Source organism: Streptomyces sp. NPDC089919 (assembly GCF_040684615.1).
Classification (GTDB): Bacteria; Actinomycetota; Actinomycetes; order Streptomycetales; family Streptomycetaceae; genus Streptomyces.
Genome location: NZ_JBFBGK010000008.1, coordinates 36,447 through 59,171, shown reverse-complemented (window position 1 = coordinate 59,171; position 22,725 = coordinate 36,447). Strand labels below are relative to the sequence as shown.

The 22,725-nt window shown below is 75.9% G+C and carries 18 protein-coding genes; 8 read left to right on the top strand and 10 right to left on the bottom strand.

The window, feature by feature from the left end; all coding sequences use genetic code 11:
- Positions 1–34 precede the first annotated feature (34 nt).
- On the bottom strand, positions 35–1,945 hold the full coding sequence (locus AB0O40_RS05915) for an SMI1/KNR4 family protein (protein ID WP_365036094.1): 1,911 nt from the start codon (positions 1,943–1,945) through the stop codon (positions 35–37).
- A gap of 155 nt (positions 1,946–2,100) precedes the next feature.
- On the opposite strand from AB0O40_RS05915, the gene AB0O40_RS05910 reads away from it, so the two are divergent.
- From AB0O40_RS05910 to AB0O40_RS05900, 3 genes are all read left to right on the top strand, one after another.
- A complete protein-coding gene (locus tag AB0O40_RS05910; protein ID WP_365036092.1) occupies positions 2,101–5,970 on the top strand; it encodes a DNA-binding protein in 3,870 nt (1,289 codons plus the stop codon).
- Between the two features lie 43 nt (positions 5,971–6,013).
- Entirely contained in the window at positions 6,014–6,499 is a 486-nt protein-coding gene (locus AB0O40_RS05905) for an SRPBCC family protein (RefSeq protein ID WP_365036090.1), read from the top strand.
- 107 nt (positions 6,500–6,606) lie between these two features.
- Positions 6,607–6,960 (top strand): hypothetical protein, encoded by a 354-nt coding sequence (locus tag AB0O40_RS05900; RefSeq protein WP_365036088.1) that lies wholly within the window; start codon positions 6,607–6,609, stop codon positions 6,958–6,960.
- Between the two features lie 51 nt (positions 6,961–7,011).
- Here AB0O40_RS05900 and AB0O40_RS05895 read toward each other — a convergent pair whose 3' ends face one another.
- Positions 7,012–7,254 carry a hypothetical protein gene (locus tag AB0O40_RS05895; protein WP_365036087.1) on the bottom strand — a complete coding sequence of 81 codons (243 nt, stop codon included), beginning with the start codon at positions 7,252–7,254 and terminating at the stop codon, positions 7,012–7,014.
- Positions 7,255–7,608: 354 nt separating this feature from the next.
- Between AB0O40_RS05895 and AB0O40_RS05890 the strand changes: the two genes are divergently transcribed.
- The gene (locus tag AB0O40_RS05890; RefSeq protein WP_365036085.1) at positions 7,609–8,154 is read left to right on the top strand and encodes a CchlQ; all 546 of its coding nucleotides are present in this window, start codon (positions 7,609–7,611) and stop codon (positions 8,152–8,154) included.
- Positions 8,155–8,249: 95 nt separating this feature from the next.
- Here the strand turns inward: AB0O40_RS05890 and AB0O40_RS05885 are convergent, their stop codons facing one another.
- The 4 genes from AB0O40_RS05885 to AB0O40_RS05870 form a co-directional block, all read right to left on the bottom strand.
- Positions 8,250–8,624: an STAS domain-containing protein gene (locus AB0O40_RS05885; protein ID WP_365036083.1), complete on the bottom strand. Its 375-nt coding sequence runs from the start codon at positions 8,622–8,624 to the stop codon at positions 8,250–8,252.
- Positions 8,625–8,797: 173 nt separating this feature from the next.
- Positions 8,798–10,183, bottom strand: a complete 1,386-nt coding sequence (locus AB0O40_RS05880; protein ID WP_365036081.1) for a HAMP domain-containing sensor histidine kinase — start codon at positions 10,181–10,183, stop codon at positions 8,798–8,800.
- A complete protein-coding gene (locus AB0O40_RS05875; protein ID WP_365036078.1) occupies positions 10,183–10,881 on the bottom strand; it encodes a response regulator transcription factor in 699 nt (232 codons plus the stop codon). Before AB0O40_RS05875 ends, AB0O40_RS05880 begins: the two co-directional genes overlap by 1 nt.
- A gap of 57 nt (positions 10,882–10,938) precedes the next feature.
- The gene (locus tag AB0O40_RS05870) at positions 10,939–12,492 is read right to left on the bottom strand and encodes an alpha/beta fold hydrolase (RefSeq protein ID WP_365036075.1); all 1,554 of its coding nucleotides are present in this window, start codon (positions 12,490–12,492) and stop codon (positions 10,939–10,941) included.
- Between the two features lie 216 nt (positions 12,493–12,708).
- Here AB0O40_RS05870 and AB0O40_RS05865 point away from each other — a divergent pair, with 216 nt between their 5' ends.
- Positions 12,709–12,990: a pyrimidine/purine nucleoside phosphorylase gene (locus AB0O40_RS05865; RefSeq protein WP_365036072.1), complete on the top strand. Its 282-nt coding sequence runs from the start codon at positions 12,709–12,711 to the stop codon at positions 12,988–12,990.
- Positions 12,991–13,032: 42 nt separating this feature from the next.
- Here AB0O40_RS05865 and AB0O40_RS05860 read toward each other — a convergent pair whose 3' ends face one another.
- The gene (locus AB0O40_RS05860) at positions 13,033–15,423 is read right to left on the bottom strand and encodes a hypothetical protein (protein WP_365036070.1); all 2,391 of its coding nucleotides are present in this window, start codon (positions 15,421–15,423) and stop codon (positions 13,033–13,035) included.
- 191 nt (positions 15,424–15,614) lie between these two features.
- Here AB0O40_RS05860 and AB0O40_RS05855 point away from each other — a divergent pair, with 191 nt between their 5' ends.
- A complete protein-coding gene (locus AB0O40_RS05855; RefSeq protein ID WP_365036067.1) occupies positions 15,615–16,358 on the top strand; it encodes a class I SAM-dependent methyltransferase in 744 nt (247 codons plus the stop codon).
- A gap of 10 nt (positions 16,359–16,368) precedes the next feature.
- Here AB0O40_RS05855 and AB0O40_RS05850 read toward each other — a convergent pair whose 3' ends face one another.
- Positions 16,369–17,184 (bottom strand): hypothetical protein, encoded by an 816-nt coding sequence (locus AB0O40_RS05850; RefSeq protein WP_365036065.1) that lies wholly within the window; start codon positions 17,182–17,184, stop codon positions 16,369–16,371.
- A 135-nt stretch (positions 17,185–17,319) separates the two neighbouring features.
- Between AB0O40_RS05850 and AB0O40_RS05845 the strand changes: the two genes are divergently transcribed.
- Positions 17,320–18,519 carry an aromatic acid exporter family protein gene (locus AB0O40_RS05845; RefSeq protein ID WP_365036063.1) on the top strand — a complete coding sequence of 400 codons (1,200 nt, stop codon included), beginning with the start codon at positions 17,320–17,322 and terminating at the stop codon, positions 18,517–18,519.
- Between the two features lie 7 nt (positions 18,520–18,526).
- On the opposite strand, the gene AB0O40_RS05840 is transcribed toward AB0O40_RS05845, so the two are convergent.
- The gene (locus AB0O40_RS05840) at positions 18,527–19,216 is read right to left on the bottom strand and encodes an alpha/beta hydrolase (protein WP_365036061.1); all 690 of its coding nucleotides are present in this window, start codon (positions 19,214–19,216) and stop codon (positions 18,527–18,529) included.
- 44 nt (positions 19,217–19,260) lie between these two features.
- The gene (locus AB0O40_RS05835; RefSeq protein WP_365036059.1) at positions 19,261–19,908 is read right to left on the bottom strand and encodes a dihydrofolate reductase family protein; all 648 of its coding nucleotides are present in this window, start codon (positions 19,906–19,908) and stop codon (positions 19,261–19,263) included.
- 265 nt (positions 19,909–20,173) lie between these two features.
- On the opposite strand from AB0O40_RS05835, the gene AB0O40_RS05830 reads away from it, so the two are divergent.
- Positions 20,174–22,501 carry a collagenase gene (locus tag AB0O40_RS05830; RefSeq protein WP_365036058.1) on the top strand — a complete coding sequence of 776 codons (2,328 nt, stop codon included), beginning with the start codon at positions 20,174–20,176 and terminating at the stop codon, positions 22,499–22,501.
- Positions 22,502–22,725: the final 224 nt, after the last annotated feature.

The window sequence follows — 22,725 nt, the reverse complement described above, 5'->3', positions numbered from 1 at the left end:
GACCGGGCGGGGGGGCCGACGGCGGCCGCCGCCGTCACTGCATCCAGCCCCCTTCGAGGGTGATCACGGTGTAGGTCTCGCCGTCCGCCGGCGGGCGGGTCCAGGAGCCGCTGGTGACGGTGTGCAGGCGACCGTGCAGCAGGGCATGGCGGGGCAGCCGGACCTCGAACTCCCGCGCCACCGCTTCCAGGAGCGCCCGCTCTCCGGCCGTAACCACCTCCTCGGCGGCGCCCGGGCCGAAGCACCGGTCGGGGTCCAGTGCCTCCGGGATGTCCCCGCTGCGCCGGAGCGCCCCGGCCGCGTACGTGAAGGCGTACTCCTCGGCGCCGTCCCGCGCCACCGACAGGTGGAAGAACGGCTGCTCGCTCTGGCTCCGCAGACCACTCCAGACCACCACGGCGCGGGTGCCGGCGCTGGCGGCCACCGCCGGCGAGACGAACCGCCGCGCGTCGAACGGCGCGGGCTCAGCGTCGAAGGCGAAGCTCCACCCCGACCCGGCCCGGCCGACGGCCAACAGCGCCCGGTCGTCGTAGGTAGAGGACCCAAGCGTCCGGCGGCGCGCCTCATAGGTGGTCCTGGGGGCGCCCAGGCCCGCGGAGGGCGCGGCCCCGAGGCGCCCGGGCAGCTCCTGCGGCGCCACGTCCTCGACCAGCACGAACCGGTAGGAGGTCAGGACGCCGCCGGGGTCCGGGTCGGCGAGCCAGGCCAGGCCCTCCGGGTCGAGGACGCAGGTGGCGCGCGGGCCGGCGGTCCCGCCGGTCCGGCCGGCCCGGGGCATGGCCAGCAGCTCCCGGCCCCGCTCCGGGGTCAGCAGCGGCCCGAGCAGCGGATCGGCCAGCCAGCCCAAGGGCACCAGGTGGTCGGGGCCCAGCGGTTCCCAGAGGGGCAGGGCCTCGACCAGCGCGGCCCAGGCCCGGTCGCCGTCACCCCAGCGCACCAGCTCCCGAGCCCGGCTGACCGCCTCCCCGAATCCCCCGGCCGCCGTGTACCGGTAGTCGCCGGCGCGCACCTGCCGCAGCAGCTCGTGGGCCAGGGCCACCACATCCTCCCCGGCTCCCCGGATGGCGGACCGCAGCACGGAGTCGTCCCGGTAGGAGTGCGCGGCGTGCTCGGCGACCAGCGGGGGCAGGAGTTCGGGGGCGTAGCGCGGGTCGCACGCCACCCCGTCGAATTCCACCATGTACGTCTGCCCGAGCAGGCGGCGCACCTGGTCCCCCAGCCCGGTGGCCCGCGGCCGGCCGTACTCCCGGGCCTCGTCGAAGGCGGCGAGGCCGGCTTCCCAGGCGCCGTCGAGGGCCTGCCGGCGGCCCCGCGCGACCAGCTCGTCCAGCTCGCGCGTGGTGTCGTTGGCGAACTCCGGCCAGCCGTCTTCCGGGTCGGCTCGCATGCTGTGGAACTCCTGGAACATGCTCAGCATGAAGGCGCGGAAGTCGGCGTGCCGCTCGGGGCCCTCGCCCCGCCAGCTCGCCCAGGTGTACACGGCCCACTCGCCGTCCGCGTCCACCTCCTCGGGGTCCAGCAGGACATGGGTGGCGTCGGACTCGACGTCGAGTTGGAGGCCGCGCCGCCAGAGGTCCGCGGACTGCCGCGCCTCGGGCCCGGAGTCCTCGTCCAGGTACTCCTCGAAGAGGTCCGCGAGGCCGGAGGCGTTGTCGTGCCAGTGCGCGTCCGCGGTGCCGGCCAGCAGCCAGACGAACCCTCCGGCGTGCCGCCAGCCGTCGCTGACCTCGAGGAACTGCCGGTACGAGGGCGGCAGCCGGCGGCCCAGGCGCTCCTCCAGCGCCGCGATCCGCTCCTCGGCCGCGGGCGGGAAGCCCAGCCACCGCTCTCGCCGGGCCGCTTCCTCCTCCTCGCTCAGCGTCTCGTCCGCGGGCCGCGCGTCGGCCCATTCCGCGCTCCACCGGAGCAGGAACGGGCGCCAGTCGAACGGGGTCGTCTGCGTCATGCTCCGGATGCTGTCAGGGCGCACTGACAACGCCCTCGTTTCGGACGCCGGGTGGGCTTCGGCTGCGGGGATTGCGGCGTGAAGGGTGCTTGTGGGGGTGGGGGGACGGCGTGTTGGGTCGTGGTCCGGGGAGTCGGGGCGCGGCGGGGGTGGGCGTGGGACGGTCGGAGAAGCCGCTGGATCCGGCGGACGGTCCGGCGGCGGAGTTCGCCGTGGCGCTGCGGGAGTTGCGGCGCGAGGCGGGCGGGCCGACCTATGCGGCGATGGCGCGGCGGGCCGGGGCGTACTCGGTGGCGACGCTCTCACGGGCGGCGGGCGGCGACCAGTTGCCCACCCTGCCGGTGGTGCTGGCGTACGTGGCCGCCTGCGGCGGGGACCCGGACCGGTGGCGGGAGCGCTGGCAGCGGGCGGCGGACGAGCTGGCCGCGCGGCAGGACGGGGAAGCGGCGCCGTACCTGGGGCTGGCCCGGTACGAGCCGGGCGACCGGGAGCTCTTCTTCGGCCGGGAGCAGCTGGTGGACGACCTGGTCGCGCTCACCCGGGCGCACCGCGTCGTGGTCGTCTTCGGCCCCTCCGGCAGCGGGAAGTCCTCGCTGCTGCGGGCCGGGCTGGTGCCCCGGTTGCGAGCCGCGGAGCCCGGTACGGCGGCCGCGGTGCGGCTGTTCGCCCCGGGCGGCGACCCGCCGGCCCGGCACCGGGCGAAGCTGGCGCCGGCCGCCGGGGAGGGCGACACCTGGCTGATCGTCGACCAGTTCGAGGAGGTCTTCACGCTCTGCCGGGACCCGGCCGAACGGGCCCTCTTCGTCAAGGAGTTGCTGGCCGCGGCCGGGCAGGACGGCGCCCGGGTCCGGGTGGTGCTCGGCGTCCGGGCCGACTTCTACGCCCCCTGCCTGGGGGATCCCGCCCTGGCGGCCGCGGTGCGGGAGGCGAGCCTGCCGGTGACGCCCATGAGCCGGGAGGAACTGCGCCGGGCGATCGTGGCACCGGCCGCGGCCCGGTCCGCCGTCGTCGAACGGGCCCTCACCGCCCGCCTCGTCGAGGAGCTGCACGGTGACCCGGCCGCCCTCCCGCTGCTCTCGCACGCGCTGCTGGAGACCTGGCGCCGCCGCACCGCCCGCCGCCTCACCCTGGAGGCGTACGAGGCGGCCGGCGGCGTGCACGGCGCCATCGCCCGCACCGCCGAGGCGACGTACGGCGGCTTCGACCCCGGCCAGGCCGCCACCGCCCGCAGGATCCTGCTGCGCCTGGTCAGCCCGGGCGAGGACGGGCTGCCCGACACCCGGCGGCCGGCCCGGGGCGAAGAGCTCGGCACGCGTGAGGAGATCGGACCGGTCCTCGACGCCCTCGCCGCGGCCCGCCTGGTCACCCTGGACCACGACACCGTCGAACTCGCCCACGAGACCCTGCTGACCTCCTGGCCGCGGCTGGCCCGCTGGCTGGCGGAGGACCACGAGCGGCTGCGCCTGCGGCAGCGGCTGACCGCGGCCGCGCAGGCCTGGCAGCGGCTCGACGGGCATGCCAGCGCCCTCGCTCCGGCCGCGCTGCTCACCGCCCTGCGGCCGCTGGTCCAGGGCGAGGGGGCCGACCATCTCACGCCGCTGGAGAGCGCGTTCCTGCACGCGAGCAACCGGGCCCGGACCCGGGCCGTGGGGCTCCGGCGGGCCGCCGTCGGCGCCTTGGCCGTGCTGGCGGTGTTCGCCCTGCTCGCCGGCGCCATGGCCCACCAGTCCGGGCGGGCGGCGACCGAGCGCCGGAACCTGGCGGCCGCCCTGCGCGCGGCGGTGGTCGCCGAGAACCTGCGCGCCACCGACCCGTCGACGGCCGCCCGGTTGAACGTCGCGGCCTGGCGCACGGCGCGCACCCCGCAGACCCAGTCCGGGCTGTTCGCCGCGCTGACCGACCGCAGGGACGCCGACGTGCGAGTGGGCACCGGCGGCGGGGTCGTGCAGAGCGAGTTCGCAGAGCCGGACGGAACCGTGCTCAGCGTGAGCAGACGCACCCAGGTCGAGCGCTGGGACCTGCGCGACCGGCGGCGCCTGAGCGTGCACCGGCTGGCGGAACCGGGCCCGGTCAAGCCGTCCCCGACCACCGCCGAGCCGCCGCCCCCGGACCGTGGCGGGCCGGAGGCGGAGGGGAAGGCCCCGGACCCCTCGGAGCGGGTCCGGCCCAGTCCCGACGGGAGGTGGGTGGCCGCGATCAGCCAGGGCGGCAGCCCGGTCAACCACACGCCCCAGTGGGCCGAGGTGCGGGTCCAGGACCTGCGCGCGGGCACCCGCTTCGCGCTCCCGCTGCCCGCCGTGCCGCTGGCGGACGACCTCGCCTGGGGTGGCGCCGGCCGGCTGCTGGCGGTGGCCGCGCCCGGGACGGTGCAGCTCTGGGACGTACCGGGCCGACGGCTGCTCTTCGACGTGCCCGCCGCTCCGATCCGCACCGGCGTGGCGCTGAGCGCGGACGGCCGGCGGGCGGCACTGTGCGGGCGGCAGGGCGTCGAGGTCTGGGACGTGCCGGGGCGGCGCCGGCTCGATTCCGAGGACGTGGTCGAGGCGTCGGTCCCGGCCCAGGCCTGCTCCTCCGACGGCCTGCGGCTGAGCCCGGACGGGGCGTGGCTGGCCGTACGGTCCGGCACCGGCATCCTGCTGGCCTCCGCCGGCGGCCTGCACTCCGCCCGGCGGCTGCCGGCCGCCGGCGTCACCGGCTTCGCCTTCGACCGGACCGGCTCCCTACTGGCGGCCGTGGCCCCGGACGCGGCCCGGGTGTGGCGCACCGCGGACCTCCGGGCCGACCCCCTGGTCTTCCACCAGGCGTTGCGCCACGACCGGCCCGGGGACGTACGGATCGACGACCGGGCGGGCCTGCTGCGGTACGTGCACGCCGACCAGCGCGCGGTGGCCGTGCTCCGGCTGGGGCGGCTGCCCGGGATCCGGTGGTCGGCGGCGGGCACCGACCCCGTCCTCCTGTCCCCGGACGGCTCCGTGGCGATGGTGCTGCGCCGCAGCGGTGGCACGGTCGTCCCGGAGGCGTACCCGGGAATGGCCGGCACCGGCGCCGCGGACCCGCGCGCGGCGCACGCCCGGCCGACGGTCCGGCTGCCCGCCCTCGCCGTGCCGGCCGGGGCGGATCCCGAGCCGGTGCTCGGCGCCTTCAGCCCGGACGGCCGGCTCTTCGCCTACGCGGCCTCCCGTCGGCCGGGTGACGGGACCACCGTCAAGCTGTGGGACCTGGCCGCCGGACGGGCCCTGCGCGACGTCACCGTGCCGCGGGAGGCGCCCTCGGCCGACGGCGCGTACGACGACCTCACCGTCACCTCCCTCGCGCCCGTCCTCCGGGACGGGAAGCCGGTGGTCTACGGCTCGGTCCGGGACTCCACGGGGAGCGACATGCTGTGGGACCTCACGGCCTTCCGGACCCCCTTCATGACCCTGTCCGGCCCGCACCCCCTCGCGGTCCGGCCCGACGGGCGCCTGCTCGCCCTGTCGGACGGCTCGATGGTCCGGCTGCCCGGGGCCGCGGTCGAGGCCGAGAAGATGGCGGGCTTGCTCGGTGCGGCGTTCACCCCCGCCTTCAGCCCGGACGGCCACTACCTGGCCCTCGCGGACACCACCGGCCGGATCGCCCTGTGGCCCGATGCGCCCGCCGGCTCACCTGAGGTGCTCGACGGCGGGCCGTACGGCGCGGACGAGGTGCCGGGCGGGTTCACCTCCGTGGCGTTCTCACCGGACGGCAACACGCTCGCCGTGGGGGACGCGACGGGCGCGGTGCGGCTGTGGGACGTGCCCTCCCGCGCCCCGCTGGGCGGCCCGCTCACCGGGATCGGGGACCCGGTCTCCCGGCTCGCCTTCACCCGGGACGGGGCCGCGGTCCTGGCACAGGGACCCCACACGGCGCCGGTGCTGCTGCGCACCGGTACCGAGGAGGCGGTCGCGGCCGTCTGCGCCCGCACCGGCGGCGGCCTCGAAGCGGCCCTCTGGCGCGCCCTGCTGCCCGAACTCCCCTACCGCGCCACCTGCCCCGGCCCGCCCCGGTGAGCCTCCCGCCGGGCGGGGCGGCGGGCCGGGCATCATCGTCACCATGGCCGACACACCGGACACGGAGCGCGGGGCCGCACCCGCCGCCTACGCCTGCATGCTCGTCCGCCGCCCCGCCGCCGAGGTGTTCCGGGCGTTCACCGAACCGGAGGTGACCACGCGGTTCTGGTACACCCGCAGCAGCGGGCCGATGCGGCCCGGCGCCGCACTGCGGTGGGACTGGGAGACGTACGGCGCGAGCGCCGAGGTCCGCGTCACCGAGGTCGAGGACGACCGGCGGATCCGCTTCGAGTGGGGCAACGCCACCCGGCCCACCACCGTCGAGATGCGGTTCACCCCGCGCACCGGACATCCCGGGGACGCCACCTTCGTGGAGGTCACCGAGACGGGCTTCGACGGCACCGGGGCCGAGCTCGTGGGCTGGCTCAACGACACGGTCGGCGGCTTCACCACCGTCCTGTGCGCGGTGAAGGCCCTGCTCGAACACGACCTCGACCTGCGCGCCGTCCCCGACCACCACCCGGCCTGACGCCCCTCCCCCGCCGGAGCCGGCCACCGGTCCTACGGGAGCTCGGGGACGCGGCGGGGTACCCCGCACCGGCCGCGCCGGGACGGGCCCCGTGGCAGGATGGCGGCGTGTCCGTCATCAGCAAGCTCCAGATCAAGCCCGGTCAGAGCGTCGCGGTCCTGGGCAAGCCCGAGGACGTCGACCTGGAGGTCGAGTCACCGGCCGGGGATCCGGCGGCGGCCGACGCGGTGCTGGCCTTCGTCACCGTCGCCGACGACCTGCTGGGCCCGGACGCCCGGGCCGCGCTCGACGCCGCCCGCCGGGACGCGCTGGCGTGGGTCGCGTACCCGAAGGCCGGGAAGCTGGGCACCGACCTGAACCGCGACACCCTCGCCGCCGCGCTCTCCGAGCAGGGCGTGCGGCCGGTGCGCCAGATCGCCGTCGACCACACCTGGTCCGCACTCCGCTTCCGCCCCGCCTGACGCGCCCGGCCCCGCCACGCAACGGGACCGGACGGGCCGGCGGGCGGGGGATCAGTCGCAGCTCTCGCAGACGTGGCCGCGCCGCACCACGGACCGGGACGCGACCCGCACCGGAGTCGGCGCCCAGCGGCCGCGACGGGTCCGGCGCGGCGGCGGCCCGTACGGCGACTGCCAGGCCGGCCGGTCGGCCCGGACCGGGGCGGGCAGGGAGCGGCCGAGGCGGAACGTCAGGAGGACCGGCACGCGAAGGGGCGGGCGGACGGGCAGGCGGACGGGCTGGAACGCCCGGGACATGGACACAGGGACACACCGTTTTCATGTGAGAGGACCGCAGCGGAAAGGAGCACGGCGCACGGGGTGCGACGCGCAGGGGACCAGCGCTCGGGGGGTCTCACACGGAGTACAACGGCAGCACGTCCTTCGGGGGCGGTGGCGCGGGTGTGCGCGGACGGGAGCACGGTAACGGCCCGCGGCCGGCCGGCTCCACCGGTTTTCCGGCGGGTGCGAGGGCCGTCCCCCGCTGTGGTCGCCGGCGGCGGACCTCGCAAGTCCGCGCGGCCGCCGGTCCGTTCGGGCATGATCGGTCCGGGGCGGGACGACGGGTGCCGTCGCCGGGGCGGACGGGGGTGCGGGGTGGAGTGGGGGACGTTGGTCGCCACGCTGGGCGGCGGTCTGATCGCGATCGGCGGGACGGTGCTGGCGGACCGGCTGCGCACCGGCCGGGAGCACCACCGGGGTCTCCAGGCGCGCCGCCGGGACGTCTACACGGAGTTCATCGCGGCGGCCGGTTCGGCCCATGCCGAGCTGCGGCGGCTGGCCGAGTACGGGGCGGGGGCGGCCGGGCTGGAGGAGGCCACCCGCGCCGCGCTGGCCGAGGCCCGGATCTACGAGGTCCGCGAACGGCTCTTCATCGACGCCAGCGCGCGGATCGCGGGCGCCGGCCAGACCATGTTCGAGCGGCTGCGCGGCCTGCGGCGGACGGTGGCGGAGGGCGCCGGGATCTCCTCGCCCGCCTTCCACGACGTCTACCACCCCTACCTCGACGCCGTCTGGGCCTACCGGGAGGCCGTCCGGGACGAGTTGGAGGGCCGCGCCCTCACCCCGGCCGCCTTCGGCTGGTCGGCCTGGGACGGCCGGGAGCGCTGCCCGTACTGCCGGCAGCACCGGGCGGAGGCGGTCGCCGGGCCGCGCTGAGCCGTCACCGGCGGACGGTGGTGGCCGGCCGGTGGCGGGCCGTCACCGGCCGGACGCGGTGCCGGGCGCCGGTCGGCCGCACCGGTACCGGCCGGTCACGGCTGCGGGGGCGGGCAGGCGGCCAGCGCCCGGGCGAGGGTGGGGTGGGCCGGCAGCAGGTGGGTGGTCCCGGTGAGGTCGAGCAACTGCCGCAGCTGGCGGGACGGGGCGACCAGGAACACGGGCATCGGCCGGGCGCCGGCCCGGTTGCGCAGGTTGATCAGGGCGTTGAGCAGGGTGGAGTCGCAGAAGGACAGGCGGCCGCAGTCCACCAGCACGCCCCGGGTCGCCCGGTCCAGCGCCCGGCTGAACACCGCGCGCACTTCGGGGCGGCAGTCGATGTCGATCTCCCCGGCCAGTCGGCACACCACCACCCCGTCGAGGCCCGGCGGGGTCTCGAGCGTGACGTGGGCGGAATGGCTTTCGATCATGCGGCGGGCCGCCCTTCCGAGAAGCCGGCCGGGACCCGCTGCCCGGAGGGGCCCGGACGGCACAGCACGGTGCACAGCCCCGGCCGCGGCGGACCGGGGGGCTCCAGCCTGCCCGGTCCGGCGGGCCTCCGCTTCCTCCTGGACGAAACCCCCGGGCCGGATTGCGAAACCGGTCAGCTCCCTTCGGGCTGCCGGGCCCCCTCCGCCGGGGACCGCCGGCCACGGCGCCGGGGGGCGGGGGTCGGCCGGCCCGGGGGCGGCAGCCGGAAGCCCACCTCGGCCCCGCCGCCCGGGGCCTCGCCCGCGAAGACGGTGCCGGACTCGGCGGTGACGAGGGCGTGGACGATGGCCAGGCCCAGGCCTGAGCCGGGGGTGGCCTGGGTGCCGGGACCCCGGTAGAAGCGGTCGAACACCGCCCGGCGTTCGGCGGGGTCGATGCCGGGCCCCTGGTCGCGTACGGCCAGCCGGGTGCCGGCCAGGTGGACGGTGACGGGGGTGGCGTCGGGGCTGAACTTCACCGCGTTGCCCAGCAGGTTGTCGATGCAGCGCTGGAGCGCGCGCGGCCGGGCGAGGACCGGGGCGGGCGGGTCCTCGGGGTCTTCGAGGACGAGGACGGGGCGGCCGGTGCGCTGGGCGCAACGCCGGGCGCCCTCCTGCGCGGCGGCGACCAGGTCGACGGGCTCGGGCCGCTCCTCGGTGGAGCGGTCGGTGGCCAGCTCCACCAGCTCGCGGACCAGGTCGTCCAGGGCCGCCGCCTCGGTCACCAGGGTGGTCAGGATCTGCTCCTCGTCCGCCGGGTCGAGCCGGCCGCGGGCGCGTTGCAGCAGTTCGGCGCTGCCGCGCACCGAGGTGAGCGGGGTGCGCAGTTCGTGGCCGGCGTCCTGGACGAGTCGCTGCTGCTGGGCGCGGGAGCGGCGCAGGGCCTCGAGCATGTGCGTGAAGCTGCGGGTGAGTTGGCCGATCTCGTCGGCTCCGGCGGCGGGCAGCGGCGTGCCGAGGTCCTGGGTGGCGGTGATGCGGCCGGTGGCGGCGGCCAGTCGGCGCACCGGTCGCAGGATCCGTCCCAGGACGAGCCAGCCCAGCAGTCCGGCGAGGAGCACGGCGGCCGCGGTGGTCCAGGTGATCCGCCGCAGGAACTGCCGGTCGACCAGGGCGGCCCGCTCGTAGCTCTGTCCGACCATGACCGCGCCGCCGCCGGGCAGCGGCCTGGCCAGCACGCCGTACTCGGTGCCGGCGACGACCAGGTCGGCGCGCCAGCTGCCGTGCCCGGTCCGGGCCACCCGGAGGGCGTCCGGTGGGACCGGCAGCGGGTCCCGGCCGGGAGCCAGGGGCGTGACCACTCCCCCGGCGGAGACCGTCTGTCCGACCATGTCCGGCCGGGCGGGCGGGATCAGGCCGGCGTCGAGGAGGGTGGTGACGGTCCGCACCCGGTCCTCCAGGCCGCGTTCGAGCTCGTCGGCGACCAGGTCGCTCACGCCCCGGTAGGACAGGAGCGCGGCGAGGCAGATGGCGAGCGCGGCGGCGGCGACCAGCACGCCGGTGATCTTCGCGCGGAGCATCAGGCGGGCCGGATCGTGTAACCGACGTTGCGGACGGTGTGGATCAGCCGGGGCTCGCCGTCCTGTTCGGTCTTCTGGCGGAGGTAGCCGATGTACACGTCGAGCGAGCGGGAGGTGGTGTCGAAGTCGAACCCCCAGATCTCCCGGTAGATCTGAGGCCGGGTCAGCACCGCGCCCCGGTGGCACAGGAGCAGTTCCAGCAGGTCGAACTCGGTCTTGGTGAGGTCCAGCGGGCGCTGCCCGCGGCGCGCCTGCCGGGCGGCGGGGTCCAGGGCGAGGTCACCGCTCGTCAGGACCCCGCTGTCCAGGGGCGGTTCGGTGCGCCGGAGCAGGGCGCGGAGCCGGGCGAAGAGCTCTTCGGTGGCGAACGGCTTGGCGAGGTAGTCGTCGGCGCCGGCGTCCAGGCCCGCGACCCGGTCGCCCACCTCGTGCCGGGCCGTCAGGACCAGGACCGGCAGCCGGTCGCCGCGCCGGCGCAGCATCCGGCACAGGCCCAGCCCGTCCAGTCCCGGCAGGCCCACGTCCACCACCGCGAGGTCCGGCCGCCGCTCCTCCAGGATCCCGAGCGCCGCCAGGCCGTCCGGGGCCAGCAGCACCTGGTAGCCCTCGAAGCGCAGCAGTTGGTCGAGGGTGCTGCGGACGCCCGGGTCGTCCTCGACGACCAGCACGGTCCGGCCGTGTCCCGTCTCATCGTTCATATGATCATCTTCGCCGGTGTGGTCGGTGCGCCGGTACGGGTCCCCGCCGACGTCCCGTCAGCCCCGGACCGGCCGGACCGCGATCGGCGGCAGGGTGCGCAGGCAGGAGGTGTCGCCGGGCCCGCCGGTGCGCAGGAAGTGCGCGGAGATCCGCGTGGCGCAGCCGCTGGGCTCCAGTTCGGGGACGTGTCCCGTGTTGGGGACCGAGAGGAAGCGGCTGTCCCGGAACTGCCGGGCGGCCTTGCGGCCGCTGGCGTCGGGGGTGTTGGCGTCCAGGTCGCCGGAGAGCACGAGCACCGGCACGTCCGGCAGGGCGGGCCGTACGGGTTGCGGGGCGGGGGTGTGCTCGCGGGGCCAGCCGATGCAGACGTCGCCCGCGTCGGTGGTGCCCTCGGTGAAGCCCCGGGCGCTGAACGCCCCGTGCTCGCCCGGCCGGACCGCGGCCAGGGCGGCGGCGTACTGGCGCCGGCGCTCGGCCGGGGAGGCGTCCTTGGACCAGGCCCGGCGGTAGTCGTTGCAGGTGACCGCGATGTAGGGGGCCTGGTCCACGGTGCCGGCGCCGGCGCCCTCCTCCTGCACCAGGCGGCGCAGCGGCGCGGGGTCGCCGCCGGCGAAGCGGTGCAGGGCGTGCGGCAGCCGGCCGAGCAGCGAGGGCTGGCGCGGGTGCATGCCGACCCCGCTGCTGGCGGCCTCGAAGAGCAGGTTGGCGAGCTTGTCCTCGCCGAACCTCTTCTCGTGGACGCCGTGCCCGGTGGTGATCCGCACCGTCATGGGCCGGGCGCGCAGCCGCGCGGCGGTGGCCGCCAGGTCCCGGACTGCCCGGTCGCCGTCGCAGGAGGCGGGGACGCTGCGTCCGCACACCCGCTTCAGGGCCAGCGAGACGGCCCGGGCGCTGGGCCGGGCCAGCGGGTCGAGGGCCAGCGGGAAGGCGCCGGACAGGACGAGCGAGCGGACGTGCGCGGGATGCCGGGAGGCGTACACCGGCATCAGGTACGTGCCGTACGACAGCCCGTACAGGCTCAGCCGGGGGACGCCGAGCCGGGCGCGGACCGCGTCGAGGTCGTCGGCGGTGGCCGCCGAGGTGTAACCGGTCGCCCGGGGGCCCAGGTTGGCGGCGCAGCGGACGACGGCGGCCCGCTGCTGGGCCCGGGTGCCGAAGCGGTACTCGGTGTCGGTGACCCCGCAGGGGATGCGCTCGGACCGGCCGGTGCCGCGGGGGTCGAGGAGCAGCAGGTCGTGGTCCTTCAGCAAGGCCCCCAGGCCCCGTGCGAAGGCCTCGGCCTTGTCGATGGCGGTCTCGCCGGGGCCGCCGGGGTTGACGGCGACGGTGCCCTTGGCGGGGCCGGGCGCGGTGTGGCGCACCACCGCGTAGCTCACCTTGACGCGGCCGAGTCCCGGTTCGCCGGTCACCAGCGGCCGGTCGATGCGGTCGCAGTCGACGCGGTGCCCGGCGACGGTGGGACACCAGGCGGGGGCGGCGGCCGCGGTCACGGCCCCGCGTGCGGCGGCGGCCGGCGCGGCGGTCGCGGTCGCCGCCGGCAGCGCCGTCAGCAGCACCGCCATCGCGCTCGCCGCCAGACCGGCCCGCCGTACCGTGCTCTTGTCGATCACTGCTGTCTCCCTCTGCTCCGGCCTTCCGGTGTGATCACCACGGTGGCGGGCGTACGTCACCGTGGCGGAAGACCCGTGACAGAGGCGTGTAAGAACCGCTGCGGGTGCCCGGGCGGACCGGCTGAGGGGACCGGCGCGGGCAGCGGTAGCCTTCCCCTCGCCGGCGGCAGCGCGCGACGAACCGGCCCCTTTCCGCTCGCTCCCAGGAGGATGCTCGTGTTCAAGGTCAACGAATACTTCGACGGCGCGGTCAAGTCGATCGCCTTCACCCAGGACGAGGGCCCGGCGACCATCGGCGTCATGGCCCCCGGCGAGTACGAGTTCGGCACCGCCGCCCCGGAGGTCATGCACGTGGTCAGCGGCGCCCTGACCGTCAAGCTGCCCGACGCGGACGACTGGCAGACCTTCGCCGCCGGCAGCCGCTTCCAGGTCCCGGGCGACAGCAAGTTCCAGCTCACGGTCGCCGTCGAGACCGCCTACCTGTGCGAGTACCGCTGACCTGGGCCTGACCCGGGCCGCGTGCGGCCCGGGCCCGGACGGCTATCCGGAGGCGGCGCCGGGGCGGCGGCGCATCCAGTGCCCGGTGGTCGTCCAGCCCTGGAAGCGGCGGGCCAGGCCGCCCAGGGCGGTGCCGTCCGCGTCGAAGGTGCCGCCCTCGGCCGCCAGCCGCAGGCCGGCGACGGCCGGGGCCAGCCGGGCGGCCGTATGCCACGGCTGCCGGGCCGCCTCCAGCGCGATCCGCCGGACCGCCGCGGCCTGCCCGTCGGGCGGGCACATCGACAGGTGGAAGACCATCTGCCGCCAGGCGTAAGCCGCCTGCTTGATGGTGCCCAACGGCCTCGGGTGGCCGTGCACCCCGGCCACCAGCCGGCACACCACGGCGAAGGCCGCCTCGGCCGCCGCCTCCCAGCCGGCCGCCGGGGCGACGCCCGTCTGCCGGACCAGCACCGCCAGGTTGTGCGTGGTCAGGATCTGCGCCTGCTCGATCACCGTGCCGTTGCGGGCCGGTGACCAGGACGAGGCCGCTTCCGGGCCGGCCCGCTCCACGCACAGCCGGTCGAAGGCGGGCGCCGTCCGCGGCGCGCGGTCCCGGGCGAGCCGATCGGCCGCCTGCACGACCGCCATGCTGCGGACCGCGGCGCAGTCGATGCCGTAGTAGCGCGCGTACAGGCCGCCCTCCAGGAGGTCGGCGGCGGTCCGGGCGGCGGCCAGGAACTTGGCGCTGAAGGTGCCCATGAAGATGTCGGCCGCCAGCTCCTCGACGTACTGCGCCGGGAGCTCCGCCTGCCGCGCCAGCTGGGACATCTCCCGTACCAGCGGGTTCGGCAGCGGGGTGGCCGGGAAGGCGGTCAGGGCCAGCCCGCCCAGCCGGCGCAGGGTGTCCTCGGCCGCCGTCCGGGCCCGCTCGAGGGTGTCCTCGTCACCGCCGTGCGCCGCGAGGGCCCGGACCCAGGGCAGCTCCTCCGGGCGCACCTGGTGCGCCAGGTCGAGCAGCAGCAGGGAGCGGCGGTTGCGGAACGCCCGGTACGTCGCGGCGGCCAGGGTGCGCAGGGCCGGGTCGGCGTACCGCTCGGCGACGGCGTTGGCCGCCAGCTGCGGGACCAGCTCGGCCAGCACCTCGGCCGAGGGCAGCAGGCCCCGCTCGGCCAGGACCTCTGGTGAGGCGCTGAGCGCCGTGCGCACCACGCGCCGCAGCCCCGGCGGGACGACGGTGCCGGCGGGCAGCCCGGAGTCGGCGGCCTCGGCCGCGGTGACCGGGGCCAGCGGGCCGTCGACGTCGGGCGTGCCGGACCGCTGGTCCAGGGGCGCCAGCCGGCCGATCACCACCGCGGCGACCTCGTGGTGGCCGGGCAGCGCCGCGACCCGGGCCTGTTCGGCGCGGAGCGCGGTGTGGCGGGCGGAGCCGGGCCGTCCCCGCTTGGCGACCGAGCTGTTGACGGCATGGCGCAGCAGTCCGGCGAGCCGGGGCTCCAGCGGCCGGCCGGCGGCGGTCTCGGTCAGCGCGCGGAGCATGATCCCGGGGTTGGACCTCGGGTCGGCGTGCCGGCCGCACCGGGGGTGGGCGTCCGCCAGCTCCCGGTAGTGCGCGAGGAGCACGGCGGCCTGCGGGCAGGGGACGGTGGCGGACCGGTCGGCGGGGGCGCGGCCCGGCTCGGCCGCCCGCTCGTGGCGGTCGTCGTGCAGCCAGTAGCCGAGGAGTTCGTCCTCGAAGGGGCGCCAGACGGCCAGCGCCTCGCGCTGGGTCTCGACCGCGGCCTTGGGCCGTCGGGTGCGCAGGCTCGCGGCGACCTCGCCGACGCTGCGCCGGTACACGGCGTTCGGGTCGGTCGCGGGCCGGTGGGTGGGGCGGGGCAGGAAGCGCAGCCGGTCCGCGAAGGGCTGGAGCTCCCGCACCAGGGCGGCGGCCGCGTCGAAGTCGCCGGCCCGCACCAGCCAGGCCACGGTCAGCAGTGCGGCCTCCTCGGGCAGCACGACCTCGTAGCAGCCGTCGTCCAGCAGCCGCCACAGCCGGGCGAGGCCGTCCTCGGTCAGCGCGTGCGCAAAGAGGGCGGCCCGGTCCGCCGGGACGCCGGCCGCCCGGGCGGCCGTCAGCTCGTGGGCGCTCAGCGGGCCGGCCGCCGCGGCCGACCCGGTGGCGAAGCCGCCGTGGACCACGTCGGGGGTGACCCAGGCGGGCAGTCCGGCCACGGGGGTGCGCGAGCCGATGGCCAGGCTGCCGTCGGCCATGCCGGCCAGCACCGCGCGCCACTTCTCCATGCGGCCGGCGGCCCGGTCCCGGACGGCCTGGTCGGGCCCGGTCAGCGAGGTGCGCAGGGCCCGCGCCAACTGCCCCGCGGCGTAGGAGCTCGATACGGTGACGGCCGGGGCCGGGGCGGTCCCGGCCGGGCGCGCGGAGTGCGTCGGATGCTGCTGCTCAGCGTTCTCGTTCATAAGCCGGCGTGGCAGGTCCTGCCCCTGCGCCCTCCGGGTCTGAAGCCCGGTGCTCTCACTCGCTGAGCTACACGCCGTTCGTTGCCGTGACCCTAGGGGCGGCCCCGGAGCAGGGGCAATCGATTTGCGGCGGGCCCGGACAGGGGCGAAAAGGGGGTGCGGCGGGGGCCGGTGCTTGGCAGGCTGCCGAGGTGAAGCACGAACGGATCTCCGGTCTCGCCCATGCCGAACGCCCGGTGCGGGCCCCCCTCGACGACGAGGCGGTGCAGCGGCTGCTGGCCCGCGGACTGCCGCGCGGTGACGAGCGGGTGCTCGACCTCGGCTGCGGCAGCGGCGAATGGCTGCTGCGCGCGCTGACCGCCCACCCCGGGGTGCACGCCGAGGGCGTGGACGTCTCCGGGGACGCCCTGGACCTGGCGCGCCGGGCCGCGGCGGCGCGGGGCGTGGCCGGGCGGCTGGTCCTGCACCGGCAGGAGGCCGCCGGGTTCGAGGCGTCCCGGCCGTTCGACCTCGTCCTGTGCGTCGGGTCCGGTCATGCCTTCGGCGGCCTGCTGCCGACCCTGGCGGCGGCCCGCTCGTACCTGGCGCCCGGGGGCCGCGTCCTGCTCGGTGACGGGTTCTGGGCGGACACCCCGTCCCCGGAGGCGTTCGGGATCTTCGGCGAGCTGGACGACCTGGCCACCACGGTGGACCGCGTGGTCGCCGCGGGGTGGACCCCCGTCGAGGGGCACGTCAGCAGCCGCCGGGAGCTGGACGCGTACGAGTGGGCCTGCTGGGGTTCGCTGGCCTCGTGGGCCCTGGACCACCCGGCCGATCCGGACGCGCCGGAGGTGCTGGCCACGGCGACCGCCCGGCGCACCGAGTGGCTGCACCACTACCGCGACTCCTGGGGCTTCGTCACCCTGGTGCTGCGCCGGACGCCCGAATTCCGCTGAATCCCGGCCGTCAGGCGCGTTCCTTCAGGGACTTGGTGAGCAGGACGCCCGCGACGATCAGGGCCACACCCAGCCACCAGACGTCCTCGAAGATCAGGACGACGATGCCGACGGGGACGAGCAGGCCGGCCAGCGGCACCAGGAGGGCGGCCGGGCCGGGCGGCTCGGGGCCGGGCTCGCCGGCCGCCCGACGGGCCCGGGCCCGGAGGGTCTGCGGGTACCAGAGCGTGAAGCGGACGGCGGCGACCAGGGCGAGGACCGGGATGATCCAGCCGGTCCAGAGGTTGTCTGGCTCGCGCAGGACCAGGTCCCCGTACCCGCCCAGGACGGCGCCGACCAGGAAGGCCAGTCCCCACACGCCGGTGATGACCTGGTTGGCGCGCAGGAACTGCGGGCTGTCCCACAGGGACGGGTCGCTCTGCTCCCGGGCGTAGGCGAGCGTGAAGGGCCGCCCGATCGCCATCGAGCCGAAGGCGATGGCGACCAGCGCCAGGTTGGAGATCTCGCCCGAGTACGTCTCGAGCCAGCGCAGCGTGCCGGCGTCGGCCACCGCGCCGATGATCGCCAGCCCGGTGAAGAACACCAGGTCGGCAACCTCCAGCAGTTTCCAGGACGTGCCCGGATGGGCCCACCGGCCGGCCGCGACCAGGGCGACGGCCACGGCCAGGGCGATGCCGACCGAGAGCTCGAAGCGGCCCGGGCCGGAGAGGATCCCGAAGATGATCCAGGGGGCCATGCCGACCACGGGGTTCTCCAGGAGACCCGCGAGGCCGCCGCCGGCCGCCGGCCGGCTCCGAGGACTGCTGGGGCGCTCGGCACCGCTCATGCTTCCAGCCTCCGCCCGGCTCGGCCCCGGCGCATCACGCACCGGACGCCGGACACGCTCCGGGGCCGCGCGTCACCCTGAGTGGCCTGTGGGACGGATGTGATCAGAAGCGACTGGTGGGGAAGGGGCGAAGGTATGTCCGATCTCCCCGCAGTCCTCCAGAAAGTGCTGCGCGGCCGCCGGAACCCGGTGGTGGTGCAGAGCGTCCGCTCCACGGGAGCCGCCGTCGTCTCGTACGTGGTGGCCCTGCTCCTCAGTGACGAACCGGCGCCGTTGACCGCGCCGCTGACGGCGCTCCTCGTGGTCCAGGTGACCCTGTACGCCACCCTCACCACCGGTGTGCGGCGGGTCAATTCGGTGGTGGCGGGGGTGCTGATCGCCGTCGGCTTCAGCGCGCTGGTGGGGCTGACCTGGTGGAGCCTCGGGCTGATCATCCTGGCGTCGCTGGTGGTCGGACACCTGGTGCGGGTGGACGAGTTCGTGCCGGAGGTGGCGATCAGCGCGATGCTGGTGCTCGGGGTGACCCGGGTCGGCGCCACCGCCTGGGACCGGGTGCTGGAGACGCTGATCGGCGCCGTGGTGGGCCTGCTGTTCAACCTGCTGGTCGCGCCGCCGGTGTGGGTGGAGCCGGCCAGCCGGGCCATCGACGACCTGGCCTCGCGGATGGCCGCGTTGATGACCGGCATGGTGGACGAGGTCAGCGGCCGCCCCAGCGTGGCCGAGGCCGCCTCCCGCCTGCACGAGGCCCGGGCGCTGGACAACGACATCGCCGGGGTGGACGCGGCGCTCCGCCAGGCGGAGGACAGCCTGCGGATGAACCCCCGGGTGCGGGAGGGGCTGATGTTCCGCCTGGTGCTGCGGACCGGGCTGGACACCCTGGAGATCTGCGCCGTGGTGCTGCGGGTCTCGGCGCGCGCGCTGACGGACCTGGCCAAGGCCCGTACGGAGGAGGAGCCGCTCTTCGCTCCCCCGGTGGCCCGGGCCGTGCAGGAGCTCTTCGGGCACCTCGCCCTGGCCGTGCACAGCTTCTCGCGGCTGGTCACCGCGCAGGTGAGCACCAACGCGGAGGAGATGGAGCAGCGGCTGACGGCGGAGCTGCGGATGGCCCGCCGCAGCCGGGACCTGCTGGCCGGGCTGCTGCTGGACCAGGTACGGGGCGCGCCCGCGCACTGGCAGTTGCACGGCGCGCTGCTGGCGGACGCCGACCGGGTCCTGGACGAGCTGGACGTGGACCGCCGCTCGCAGCGGCTCCTGGAGGAACTGGACCGGCACTCGCGGCTGCGCTACGAACGCCGCCACCGCCTGCGCAACGCGGCCCGCCGGGTGCGGGGCTGAGGACGCGTCAGGGCCGGGTCGGCGCGGTGGTCAGGAGGGTGGCCAGTGCGGCGGGGCGGCTCAGGGCGACGCAGTGGCCCGCCGCGATCTCCTCGGGGACCACGCCGAGCCGGTCGCGCGCCAGCCGGCGCTGGAAGTCGGGCGGGAAGAAGCGGTCCTCGCCGCAGAGCACGAACCGGGTCGGCACGGCCGGCCACGCCTCGAGCGGCCAGGGGCGGGCGCCGGCGGCCGGTGAGGGGTGCGTGGTGCGCTGCCGGCCCATCGCCTCCTCCGCCAGCGCGCGCGGCACGTCGTGGTAGAAGGCGAGGTACGGGTCCTCGCGCCCGGTCAGGCCGCCGTCCCGGGCCGCCTGCCGCGCCACGGCCTCGGCGTAGCCGGTCGCGCTCCACCACCGGTCCGGCGGCTCGCCCGGCGCCGGGACCATCCCGGCCACCAGGACCAGCTCGGCGACCGGCTGGCGGACCGCGACGAGCGGGGCGGTGAACGCCCCGAAGGACTGGCCCACGACCACGAGGTCGGACAGGTCCCCCACGGCCTCGGCCACCGCGTCGGCGTAGTCGTCCAGGGTCAGCGCGTCGTCGCCGGCCGGCAGGTCCGGCGCCACCACGGCGTGCCCGCGGGCCCGGAGTTCGGCCGCGACCAGGTGCCAGTACCAACCGACGTCGCCGGCCCCGTGGATCAGGACGAAGCTGCTCATCGCGACCGCCTCTGCCTGCCGTCCGCTGCCCCGCCGTCCGCCGCTCAGCCCTCGCCGCCCAGCCCGAGGTCGGGGGCACTCATGTCACCGGTGCGCGGGGTGCCCCCGGCGAGCCCGTAGCGCAGGTACACCGCGCCCTTCGGGCCGCTCTCCGGCGGTGCGAGCAGGGTGAGGTTGCTGGGGACCGTGCCCCCGGCGAACACCTTCTTGCCGACGCCGAGCACGATCGGGTGCAGCCAGAGGTCGAGCCGGTCGAAGAGCTGCTCGCGCAGCAGGGTCTGGACGAGGTCCAGGCTGCCGACGACCTTGACGTGCTCGTGCCGGTCGCGGAGCCGGCGCACCTCGTCGGCCAGGTCCGGGCCGAGCTGCGTGGAACCGGCCCAGGACAGGTCCGGGTTGCCGCGCGAGGCCACGTACTTGGGGATGCCGTTGAAGAGCGGGCCGAAGCCGCCGCCCTCGTCCTCCTTCACCTGGGGCCAGTAGCCGGCGAAGATGTCGTAGGTCCGGCGGCCCAGCAGCAGGGCGTCGGTCCCCTCGTACGCGGCGTCGATCTGCGCGCCGGCGACCTCGTCGATCAGGGGCGCCTGCCAGCCGCCGAACGGGAAGCCGCCCTCCGGGTCCTCCTCCGGGCCGCCGGGCGCCTGCCCGACGAGGTCGAGGGTGGCGAACATCGCGATGTTGATCTGGCCCATGGCTTGCTCCCGGTGCGTCGGTCCTCTTCCGTCAAAGAGATAGACCGGCGGGGGCCGCGGAACTCATCGCCGCGCCGGGATCCGGTTTCCGCCGGGCCGGACGGGCCTGCTTCGGGCGGCCTTTGACAACGTTTTCCCAGAGTGGGCCCGGCAATCTTGCCGCACGTCTTCCGCAACATTGCCGTCATGTGAAATGTTACATGTCACACGTCAACGGCCCGTGTTCTCCCCAGCACGCGCCCCACGGCCCCGGAGGCCCCCACAGATGCATCCGTTCCGGATATCGACGACCGGCGCGCGCAGAATCCCTGCGCTCGGCGCGGCGGTCTTCATCGCCCTCGGCCTGTTCGCACCGCAGAGCCAGGCCGCCCCCGTCGGCGCCGCGGCCGCCGGCAAGCACGTCCGCAAGGCCCCGGCCGCGGCGCCGCGGTCGATCCCGGTCCCGAAGTCGCCCGATGCCCTGCGCAAGGCCTCCCGCTTCCACCTCTCCGCGCAGGACGGCGCCGGGGAGTTCACCCCGCCCGCCCCGGCCGTCAAGCCCCTCAAGACCGCCAAGCTGTCCCCGAGCGCCGCGGCCGACGCGTGCAGCGACCTGTCGGGCGTGATCAACGGCACCGGCACCACCCTGGTCCAGGCGCTGACGGCGCTGCCCCAGATCCCCTGTACCTACCCGCTGTTCAACCTCACCGGCGACGACGCCCGCAAGGCCTTCCGCGAGCCGCAGATGGTGACCGTCGCCAACGCGCTGCGCGACGCGGCCGCCTCGTACACGGGCGACAACCGCGCCAGGGTCGGCCAGTTGGTGATGTTCCTGCGCGCCGGCTACTACGTGCAGGAGAACAACAGCGCCGCGGTCGGCGCCTACGGCCCGGCCCTGGACACCGCCGCGCGCGGCGCACTGGACGCCTTCTTCGCCGCCCCGCACAGCAAGGACGTCACCGACGCCAACGGCGAGATCCTCAACGAGGCCGTCACCCTGATCGACAGCACCCACCTGGCCGGCCGCTACGCCGGGGTCGTCAAGTGGATGCTCGGCGGCTACTCCGGCACCTGGCCCGCCCAGATGAACCTCGCCATGCAGCACGTCGAATGGGTCGTCCAGAACGGCTTCAAGGCCAAGAACGACGACCGCGGCTGGCGCGCCGCCCTCAAGGCCGACCCCGCCCTCCTCGACACCTGGGCCGGCTTCATCACCCGCAACGGTTCTCAGCTCAACCGCCTGGACGTGGTGAGCAACGTCGGCCGCTACCTCGGCTACGCCCTCGACGTCCCCGAGCTCAAGGACCGGGTCCGGCCGCTGCTCAAGGACCTGATCAACCGGTACCCGAACGTCGGCCCCACGGCGCCGATCACCATGAACCTGGGCTGGTACACGCGCCAGTACGACAAGGGCAACTGCGCCGCCTACGCCATCTGCGACCTCGGCAGCCGGGTGCTCCCGGCGATCCTGCCGATCCAGCACACCTGCACCCCGGGCCTGAAGATCCGCGCCCAGGACATGTCCCCCGGCCAGCTGGAGAGCACCTGCACCAGCCTGGTCAACGAGGACGCGTACTTCCACCGCATCATCGGCGACAAGGGCGCGATCCCCGGTGACCTGAACACCGACCTGGAAGTGGTCGTCTTCGACGACTACACCAACTACTCGCTGTACGCCTGGGCGATCTACGACATCGACGTCGACAACGGCGGCATGTACGAGGAGGGCAACCCGGCCGTCGCCGGCAACCAGGCCCGCTTCATCGCCCACGAGGCCGACTGGCTGCGTCCGGACTTCCAGATCTGGAACCTCAACCACGAGTACACCCACTACCTCGACGGCCGCTTCAACATGGCGGGCGACTTCGAGGCCGGCATCACCACCCCGACCATCTGGTGGGTCGAGGGCATCGCGGAGAACATCTCCTTCGGCTACCGGGGCCAGCGCAACGCCGACGCGATCGCCGAGGCCGGCAAGCAGACCTACAAGCTGAGCCAGCTCTTCGACACCGTCTACGGCCAGGACGAGGACCCCGACGTCAACTCGAACCGGGTCTACCGGTGGGGCTGGCTCGCGGTCCGCTACATGCTCCAGGAGCACCGCGGCGACGTCGAGACGATCCTCGGCAAGTACCGCGCCGGTGACTGGAACGGCGCCCGCACCTTCATCAAGCAGACCATCGGCACCTCCTACGACGCGGGCTTCGCCACCTGGCTGACGACCACCTGCGCCACCGCCGACTGCGGCCCGCTGCCGGACGCCCCGGCCGTCCCGCAGACCCCGCAGTGCACCTTCGCCGACACCCGGCAGTTCGACCAGAACTGCCGCCGGGACGGGCTGGCCGCCGCCACCGGCAACTACAGCTACCACTTCGTGTACCTGCCGGCCGGCGTCAAGCAGCTGACCATCACCAGCAGCGGCGGCACCGGCAACGCCGACCTGTACTACGGCGGCGGGAACTGGGCCACCACCGGCAGCTACCAGGCGAAGTCCACCGGCGCCGACAACGCCGAGACCCTGACCATCGCCAACCCGCCGGCCGGCTGGGTCTACTTCAGCCTCTCCGCCACCCAGTCCTTCACCGGCGTCACCCTCACCACCCAGACCAGGTAACACCCCGGTCCGCCCCCCCGGCGGCCCACGCCCTCCTCCCGGAGCCCGCGTGGGCCGCCGTCCGCGTCCCCGCACACCGGCCGCCCCTCGTGCGACCGGCCCGCACGCGGGCGTCCGTACTGGGGCAGCGGGGCCGGACGGGGGGCGCTCGGGGCGTCCGGGTGGGCGTGTGGGCCGGTCGGGCGTGCGCCGAGTTGCCGTGGCGGGGGGCCGGTGCTTGCTTG